The sequence below is a fragment of the Pseudomonas sp. PS01303 genome (assembly GCF_029959385.1).
In the GTDB taxonomy this organism is placed as follows: domain Bacteria; phylum Pseudomonadota; class Gammaproteobacteria; order Pseudomonadales; family Pseudomonadaceae; genus Aquipseudomonas; species Aquipseudomonas rustica.
The window spans coordinates 1-9,314 of record NZ_JASCPK010000186.1 but is presented as its reverse complement, the minus strand read 5'-3'; the positions used below and the strand labels follow the sequence as shown (position 1 = coordinate 9,314).

The 9,314-nt window shown below is 60.1% G+C and carries 6 protein-coding genes; 2 read left to right on the top strand and 4 right to left on the bottom strand.

The genetic code is table 11. The features are described 5' to 3' along the window. Positions 1-124 precede the first annotated feature (124 nt). The 4 genes from QMX93_RS27950 to QMX93_RS27935 form a co-directional block, all read right to left on the bottom strand. Positions 125-1,999, bottom strand: coding sequence for an MFS transporter (locus QMX93_RS27950; RefSeq protein WP_282358739.1), 1,875 nt, complete (start codon positions 1,997-1,999; stop codon positions 125-127). Between the two features lie 98 nt (positions 2,000-2,097). Then, the gene (locus QMX93_RS27945; protein WP_282358737.1) at positions 2,098-3,249 is read right to left on the bottom strand and encodes a TDT family transporter; all 1,152 of its coding nucleotides are present in this window, start codon (positions 3,247-3,249) and stop codon (positions 2,098-2,100) included. A gap of 105 nt (positions 3,250-3,354) precedes the next feature. Continuing rightward, the gene (locus QMX93_RS27940; RefSeq protein WP_212550946.1) at positions 3,355-3,666 is read right to left on the bottom strand and encodes a cupin domain-containing protein; all 312 of its coding nucleotides are present in this window, start codon (positions 3,664-3,666) and stop codon (positions 3,355-3,357) included. A gap of 44 nt (positions 3,667-3,710) precedes the next feature. Beyond that, positions 3,711-4,898, bottom strand: a complete 1,188-nt coding sequence (locus QMX93_RS27935; RefSeq protein ID WP_282358741.1) for an MFS transporter — start codon at positions 4,896-4,898, stop codon at positions 3,711-3,713. Between the two features lie 103 nt (positions 4,899-5,001). Here QMX93_RS27935 and QMX93_RS27930 point away from each other — a divergent pair, with 103 nt between their 5' ends. Both QMX93_RS27930 and QMX93_RS27925 read left to right on the top strand, forming a co-directional pair. Beyond that, positions 5,002-5,544, top strand: coding sequence for a TetR/AcrR family transcriptional regulator (locus tag QMX93_RS27930; protein ID WP_282358734.1), 543 nt, complete (start codon positions 5,002-5,004; stop codon positions 5,542-5,544). Between the two features lie 223 nt (positions 5,545-5,767). Next, entirely contained in the window at positions 5,768-9,238 is a 3,471-nt protein-coding gene (locus tag QMX93_RS27925; RefSeq protein ID WP_053118578.1) for a PAS domain-containing hybrid sensor histidine kinase/response regulator, read from the top strand. Positions 9,239-9,314 lie beyond the last annotated feature (76 nt).

Here is a 9,314-nt window from a genome sequence, read left to right as displayed (position 1 = left end):
TTGATAGGGCTTAAGGTCAGCGCTTAGGCCTCTTCCTCTATCGCGAGCAGGCTCACTCCTACAGGGGAACGCGTTTCAAATGTAGGAGCGAGCCTGCTCGCGAAGAGGCCCTAAAAATCAGCGACTATCTAACCGCCCCACGCAACTCCCCCACCAACACCTGCAACTTCGCCGGCTCCGCCGCTTCCACAGCTACCGCCGAACCCGCCACCAACGTCACCCGCGACCACAACCGGTGAAAAAACCCCTTGTTCGGATCGCGACTGAAGAAACTCCCCCACAACCCCTGCAACGCCAGCGGAATCACCGGTACCGGCGTCTCTTCGAGAATCCGCGTCAGCCCGCCCCGGAACTCATTCATCTCGCCATCAGCGGTCAATTTGCCTTCCGGGAAGATGCACACCAGTTCACCGTTCTTCAGATACTGAGCAATCCGCGTGAAGGCCTTTTCGTAGATCTGGATATCTTCCTGCCGCCCAGCGATAGGAATGGCCCCAGCCGTGCGGAAGATAAAGTTCAGCACCGGCAGGTTGTAGATTTTGTAGTACATGACAAAGCGAATCGGCCTACGAACTGCGCCTCCAATCAGCAAGGCATCGACGAACGACACGTGGTTGCACACCAACAACGCCGCGCCCTCATCAGGAATCGCCTCAAGGTTGCGATGCTCGACGCGGTACATGGAATGGCTGAGCAGCCAGATCATGAAACGCATACTGAACTCGGGGACGATTTTGAAGATGTAGGCGTTGACGCCGATGTTCAGCAGCGACACCACCAGAAACAGCTGCGGAATCGACAGTTTGACCACGCTCAACAACACGATCGAAACGATGGCCGAGACCACCATAAACAGTGCGTTGAGAATGTTGTTCGCTGCGATTACCCGCGCGCGCTCGTTCTCGGCGGTGCGCGACTGGATCAATGCGTACAGCGGCACGATATAGAAGCCGCCGAAAATGCCCAGACCGAGAATGTCGATCAACACCGCCCACGTGTGCACAAAGCCCAGCACTTCAACCCAGCTATGGCCAGTGACGCTGTCCGGGATTCCACCGGAATGCCACCACAGCAGCAAGCCAAACACGGTCAGACCAAACGAGCCGAACGGCACCAGACCGATCTCGACTTTACGTCCGGAAAGCTTCTCGCAGAGCATTGAACCGAGGGCGATCCCGACCGAGAACACCGTGAGAATCAAGGTGACCACGGTTTCATCGCCGTGCATCCATTCCTTGGCATACGCCGGAATCTGCGTCAGATAAATCGCCCCGACAAACCAGAACCACGAATTGCCTACGATCGAACGCGACACCGCTGGGGTCTGGCCCAAGCCGAGTTTCAGCGTCGCCCACGATTGGCTGAAGATGTTCCAGTTGAGGCGCATTTCCGGCGAGGACGCCGCCGCCCGTGGAATGCTGCGGCTGGCGAGATAACCCAGCACGGCAATGCCGACGATGGCGCCGGACACCAGTGGCGCGTAGTGCGTCGAAGACATGATGACCCCGGCGCCGATGGTGCCGGCGAGGATCGCCAGAAACGTGCCCATCTCCACCAGACCATTGCCGCCGACCAGTTCATCCTCGCGCAATGCCTGCGGCAGGATCGAATACTTCACCGGCCCGAATAACGCCGAGTGCGTGCCCATGGCGAACAACGCCACCAGCATCAGCGACAGATGATCGAACAAGAATCCGACGGATCCCACCGCCATGATGGCGATTTCCGCCAGTTTGATCAGACGGATCAACGCGTCCTTGGCGAACTTTTCGCCAAACTGCCCGGCCAGCGCCGAGAACAGGAAGAACGGCAGAATAAACAGCAGCGCACAGAGGTTGACCCAGATCGAGCGGTCACCTTCGATGGTCAATCGATAGAGAATGGCGAGAATCAACGACTGCTTAAACACGTTGTCGTTAAACGCGCCGAGCGATTGCGTGATGAAGAACGGTAAAAAGCGTCGCGTGCGCAGCAGGTTGAACTGTGAGGAGTGACTCATCTTCCGTGTTTCCCTGATTTTGCTGGGGGGTGGTCTGGATACTGTCTATTGGATTCACAAACCGCAATCCAGGCCACACCTTAGCTAAATATTTCAGGTTATTTCTTCAAACCGGCGATGCACGGTGAAACAAACAGCTCGCCGCGCCACGCGCCTTGCACGGTACGTTTGCCGACGATCAGCCACATGATCGCGAGCAACGTCACCAACACACAGCCAACCACGCTGAAAAACCCAAGGTTCAAGGTGCTCGCCAGCTTCAACGTTGCCAGCGAATAAACGCCCAACGGGAAGGTGAAGCCCCACCAGCCAAGATTGAACGGGATGCCGTCACGCAGATAACGCACGGTGATCAGCAGCGCCATCAACATCCACCACAACCCGAAGCCCCACAGCGTGATGCCGGCGACCAGGCCAATGCCCGATGCGATTTCGCCGATGCCCGGCAGACCGTTGGCGGCGAAGATCGCCGGTGCATCAGCGCCCAACAGCAACATACCCAGCGCACCGGTGCCGATCGGGCCAAGGGCCAGCCAGCTCGAAGCGGCCATGTTTTCGTGGGGCAGTTTGTGCAGGGCCATGCGCAGCAAGAGGATTGTCAGAATGCTGAACGCGACGGGTAGGGAGAATGCCCAAAGCACGTAGCTCGTCGTCAGCACCACCAGTTGCGAGTGGGCATCGGCCAGATGCGGAGCCAGCAAACCACCGCTGGCCGCTGCCACTTCTGCGGCGACTACGGGCAACAGCCAAACGGCGGTCATCTGATCAATGCTGTGTTCCTGACGGGTAAACATCATGTACGGAATCAACACGCCGCAGGCCAGCGACATCGCCACATCGATCCACCACAGCACTTCGGCCAGATGAATTACCCCGTCGCCCCAGCGTGGCAGGCCGAACACCAAAAAACCGTTAATGATCGTCGCCAGGCCCATGGGAATGGTGCCGAAGAACATCGATACCGTGGAATGCCCGAAAATCCGCCGCGCTTCATCGAAGAACAGAATCCAGCGAGCGGCATAAGCCAGGGTGAACAACGTGAACAACAGAATGTTGAACAACCACAGCCCTTCGGCCACGGCGTGCAAAGCGGGAATCGCCACCGGCAGTTGCGCCAACGCCAATGCCAGCACACCGGTACCCATGGTCGCGGCGAACCAGTTCGGTGTGAATTGGCGGATCACTTCACGCGGATGCTGAAGTTGGCTGAATGGCTTGATGCCGGGTTTGGCGCTGTTGGGGCAAATCATCATGAACTCCTGTCCTCAGGTGAGGTGGAATTCATGGTAGATCCGAATCGAATATCTATATAACGGGTAATATCTCTAACTGTTATCTGTTTTGCCAATAAGCAGTCAGACGCTGCCTTCGCTTTCGATCACCAGAATCCGCGCAGCGCCTTGTGGATGCGCGACATGCTCGGTGCCGACCGAGGCGTAAAAGATGTCGCCAACGTCGAGCTGCACCTGTTTTTCTTCGCCATTTTCGCGGTAGTGCATCTGCACTTGGCCATCGAGCACCACGAAGACTTCTTCGCCATCGTTGACGTGCCATTTGTACGGCTGATCCGTCCAGTGCAGGCGCGTGGTGATGCCGTTCATATTGGCGATGTCCAGCGCGCCCCAGGCGCGGTCGGCGGTGAAGGTTTTGCTGCGGATAATCTTCATGAATCGATCCGAGAGAAGAATGGCCAAGCAAGGCTAACCGAAACTCAGGGAGCGCTGCACACCTTGACTGCTTTGGCGCGCAGGCTGAGCAATAACGCCCCCACCGCCAACACGATCAGTACCGCGCCGTAGCCATCAGTGGTTGCCAGCAAGCCATAGGTGCGAGCCAGATAACCGGCCAACAATGCCGGCAGGCAGAACGCGAGGTAGCTGAGCACGTAATACGCCGACATCAAACCGGCCCGTTCGTGAGGCAATGCCAGCGGCACCAGGCTGCGCACTGCGCCGAGGAAACCCGAACCAAACCCACAACCGGCGACCAGCGTGCCGAGGAAGAACAGCGAAAGACTCGCGCTGTGCACGCCGAGCAAGATCAGCACCAGACCGATCGGCAGCAAACTCGCGCCCAGCCGCAAGGCTTGTTTGGCGCTGCGATTGCGCATGGTGAAAATCATCAACGCACCGGTCAGGGTCAATGCCGCCACGGTCGAGCCGCCGATCAGGTTGGACGTTGAACCGGTGGCCGTGCGCACCAATGACGGAGCCAGCGAAGCATAAAAACCACCGAGTGCCCACGTCGCCGTGTTCAGCGGCAGCACTCGCCACAATGTTGAACGCGCCTGAGCCGGCACGTGCAGCGTCGGCTTTAATGACGCCCAGGCCCCGGCTTGCGGCGAGACGCTTTCCGGCAGGCGCCAGACGTAAATCCCCTGCAACACAAACAATCCGAGCAGCAACCAATAGGTCAACTGCAACGGCGCCGGAGCGAATTCAGCGAGCAATCCACAACCCAAACCGCCCAGCGCCATTCCCAACAACGGCGCGACGCTGTTGATCAACGGCCCTTGCTGGCGATCGGTATCGAGCAACGTCGCGCTCAACACCGCCGTCGCCATGCCGGTGGCGAAACCTTGCAGGACGCGCGCGCTGATCAGCCACGTGACGCTGTCGGCATAGATAAACAGCAGCATCGCCAAGGCATTGAGCAGCACGGCGGTGAAGATCACCGGTTTGCGTCCCACATGGTCGGACAGCGAACCCACTGTTAATAGTGCCGCCAACAGACTGAGCGCATAGACGCCGAAGATCAGCGTCAGCACCACCGCCGAGAAGTGCAGTTGATCTTGATACAGGTGATACAGCGGCGTCGGCGCGGTGGAAGCGGCGAGAAAACTGAGTAAGGTGATCGCCAGAAACCACAGGCTGGAGCGGTTTGAAACGACGTTATTCAAGGGGCTGGTCATGGGCACACTCCGCAAAAGCTAATTTTTTGCTTTTGCGGAGTGTGCTACCGCCTCACGCTTAAAGCAAATTCTTTGTGTTAAGGTCTGCCGCATGGCTATTAAAGAAGGTTTACGCCCCGGCGGCCGCAGTGCCCGGGTGCAAGAGTCGATTCATTCGGCAGTCCACGCGCTCCTGCAAGAGCAGGAGCGCTCGACCGTGACCGTGCCGCAAATCGCCGCACGCGCGGGGGTGACGCCGTCGACGATTTATCGACGCTGGGGTGATCTGGCGGCGTTGCTCGCAGACGTCGCCCTCGCCCGCATGCGCCCGGACAGTGAGCCGGCAGCAACGGGCAGTTTGCGCAGTGATATTCGGGCGTGGGCCGAGCAGTATCTCGACGAGATGAGCTCCGAGCCCGGCCGCAACATGATGCGCGACGTGCAGGCGAGCGCGACGCCGGGGTATTGCGTGACGATCATTGGTGAGCAGTTGCAGACGATCATTGATCGACATCCCAATGAGATCGCGCCGAGCGTTGATCGGTTGATCAATCTGGTGGTGGCGCCGGTGGTGTTCCGGATCCTGTTTTCGGCGGCGGCGCTGGAGGTGGAAGAACTGCATCGGCTGATCGATATCGCGTTGCAGCAGACCTGACGCCTTCGCGAGCAAGCTCAGCTCCTACAGAGGAACACATGCCCTTGTAGGAGCCGAGCTTGCTCGCGAAGAGGCCCGCCCGGTCACCCGAGAAACCACCCGGTTCCATCCCTGCGACACCCCGCCACGCCACGACCTTGGTCGACACTGACTAACCGCCGCACTCATGCGAGACTGTTGGCCCGGACAGGGTTGCCGGGGAGTCTTCTGTCGGGAGTGTTGCATGTCGTTGTCCACCGGGCTGATCGCCGCCGTCGCCCTGGCCTATATGGCCATCATGTTCGCTATCGCCTTCTACGGCGACCGTCGCAGCGCGCCTTTGCCGCCGCGGATGCGTGCCTGGGTGTACAGCCTGTCGCTGGCAGTTTATTGCACCAGTTGGACATTCTTCGGCGCGGTCGGTCAGGCCGCCGAACAACTGTGGTCATTCCTGCCGATTTACCTCGGGCCGATCCTGCTGCTGCTCGGCGCGCCGTGGGTGCTGCAGAAAATGGTGATGATCAGCAAACAGGAGAACATCACCTCCATCGCTGACTTCATCGCCGCGCGTTACGGCAAATCGCAATCGCTGGCGGTGGTCGTCGCGCTGATCTGCCTGGTCGGCGTCCTCCCCTACATCGCCCTGCAACTCAAAGGCATCGTCCTCGGCGTGAACCTGTTGATCGGCGCCGGTGCCGACGCCATGGGCACCCGCGCCCAGGACACGGCGCTGATCGTGTCGCTGGTGCTGGCGCTGTTCACCATCGTGTTCGGTACGCGCAACCTCGACGCCACCGAGCACCACCGCGGCATGGTGCTGGCGATTGCCTTTGAATCGCTGGTCAAGCTGTTTGCTTTTCTCGCGGTTGGCGCCTTCGTCACTTTTGGCCTGTACGACGGTTTCGATGACCTGTTCAACCAGGCAATGCTCGCCCCGCGCCTCGAGGAATACTGGAAAGAAACCATTAACTGGCCGTCGATGGTGGTGCAGACCGGCGTGGCGATGATGGCGATCATCTGCCTGCCCCGGCAGTTTCACGTCACCGTGGTGGAGAACATCGACCCGCAGGATCTGCGTCTGGCCAAATGGGTGTTCCCGGCCTACCTCGCACTGGCCGCGCTGTTTGTAGTCCCGATCGCCCTCGCCGGTCAGATGTTGTTACCGAGCGACGTACTCCCCGACTCATTCGTGATCAGTTTGCCGCTGGCTCAAGCCCATCCGGCGCTGGCGCTGCTGGCGTTTATCGGTGGTGCTTCGGCGGCGACCGGCATGGTGATTGTCGCCAGCGTAGCGTTGTCGACCATGGTCTCTAACGACATGCTGTTGCCGTGGTTGCTGCGCCGAAATAACGCCGAGCGCCCGTTCGAAGTGTTCCGCCAGTGGATGCTCTCGGTGCGCCGCGTCAGCATCGTGGTGATTCTGTTGCTGGCGTATGTCAGCTATCGCCTGCTCGGTTCCACCGCGAGTCTGGCAACCATCGGCCAGATTGCCTTCGCCGCTGTCACCCAATTGGCCCCGGCCATGCTCGGCGCGCTGTACTGGAAACAGGCCAACCGGCGCGGGGTTTTTGCCGGTCTCGCTGCCGGTACTTTCCTGTGGTTTTACACGCTGATTCTGCCGATTGCCGCGCACAGCCTGGGCTTGTCCCTGAGCAGTTTTCCGGGGCTGGCGTGGCTGCACAGCAATCCACTGAACTTGCCGATCACCCCGCTGACACAAGGCGTGGTGCTGTCGCTGGCGGGTAACTTCACCTTGTTCGCGTGGGTTTCGGTGCTGTCGCGCACGCGGGTATCGGAACACTGGCAAGCCGGGCGTTTTATCGGTCAGGAGATCAGCGCGCGGCCAAGTGCGCGCTCAATGCTGGCGGTGCAGATCGACGATTTGCTGCAACTGGCGGCGCGGTTTGTCGGTGAAGAACGCGCGCGGCAGAGCTTTATTCGTTTCGCTTACCGTCAGGGCAAAGGCTTCAACCCGAACCAGAACGCAGACGGCGAATGGATCGCCCACACCGAGCGCTTGTTGGCCGGTGTGCTTGGCGCTTCTTCGACGCGCGCCGTGGTAAAAGCCGCCATCGAAGGTCGGGAAATGCAGCTGGAGGACGTAGTCCGGATCGCTGACGAAGCGTCGGAAGTGTTGCAGTTCAACCGCGCCCTGCTGCAAGGCGCGATCGAGAACATCACTCAAGGCATCAGCGTGGTCGACCAGTCGCTGAAACTGGTGGCGTGGAATCGCCGTTATCTGGAGCTGTTCAACTATCCCGACGGTTTGATCAGCGTTGGCCGGCCGATTGCCGACATCATTCGCTACAACGCCGAGCGCGGCTTGTGCGGCCCCGGCGAAGCCGAAGTACACGTTGCCCGCCGTTTGCACTGGATGCGTCAGGGCCGTGCGCACACCTCCGAGCGGCTGTTCCCCAACGGTCGGGTGATCGAACTGATTGGCAACCCGATGCCGGGCGGCGGTTTCGTCATGAGTTTCACCGACATTACTGCGTTCCGCGAAGCTGAGCAGGCGCTGACCGAGGCCAACGAGGGGCTGGAGCAACGGGTCAGCGAACGTACGCAGGAACTGTCGCAACTCAACGTCGCGCTGACCGAAGCCAAGGGCACCGCCGAGGCAGCGAACCAGTCGAAAACCCGTTTCCTCGCAGCGGTCAGCCACGACTTGATGCAACCGTTGAACGCCGCCCGCCTGTTCTCCGCCGCCCTCTCCCATCAGGACGATGGCTTGAGCAGCGAGGCGCAGAAACTGGTGCAGCACCTCGACAGTTCGCTGCGTTCAGCCGAAGACTTGATCAGCGATCTGCTGGATATCTCGCGCCTGGAAAATGGCAAGATCAACCCGGATCGCAAGCCGTTTGCGCTCAATGAGCTGTTCGATATTCTCGGCGCCGAATTCAAGGCACTGGCGCAAGAACAAGGCCTGACCTTCCGCGTGCGTGGCAGTCATCTGCGCATCGACAGCGACAGCAAATTGCTGCGGCGGATTTTGCAGAACTTCCTCACCAATGCATTCCGCTACGCCAAGGGCCCGGTGCTGCTCGGCGTGCGTCGGCGCGGGGCAGAATTGTCGCTGGAAGTGTGGGATCGCGGGCCGGGGATCCCGGAGGACAAGCTGCAGGTGATTTTCGAAGAATTCAAACGCCTCGACAGCCATCAGACCCGCGCCGAAAAAGGCTTGGGGCTTGGCTTGGCGATTGCCGATGGCTTGTGCCGCGTGCTCGGCCATACGTTGCGCGTGCGTTCGTGGCCGGGGCGCGGCAGTGTGTTCAGCGTCAGCGTGCCATTGGCCCCAACGCAAACCGTGCCGGCCAGCGCCGCCGTCGAGTTGAACGGCAAGTTGCTGGGCGGCGCGCAGGTGCTGTGCATCGACAATGAAGACAGCATTTTGATCGGCATGAACAGTTTGCTCAGCCGCTGGGGCTGTCAGGTGTGGACGGCGCGCAATCGCGAGGAATGTGCGGCGTTGCTTAAGGATGGCGTGCGGCCGCAACTGGCATTGGTGGATTACCACCTCGATCACGGCGACACAGGGACTGAGTTGATGGCGTGGTTGCGCACGACGCTAGGCGAGCCGGTGCCGGGGGTGGTGATCAGCGCGGATGGGCGGCCGGAAACGGTGGCGCAGGTGCATGCGGCGGGTCTGGATTATCTGGCGAAACCGGTGAAACCGGCGGCGTTGCGGGCGTTGTTGAGTCGGTATGTGCCGCTCTAAATATGTATGCGCTGCACTGGCCCCTTCGCGAGCAGGCTCGCTCCCACATTGGAATGCATTACAAATAGTGGGAGCG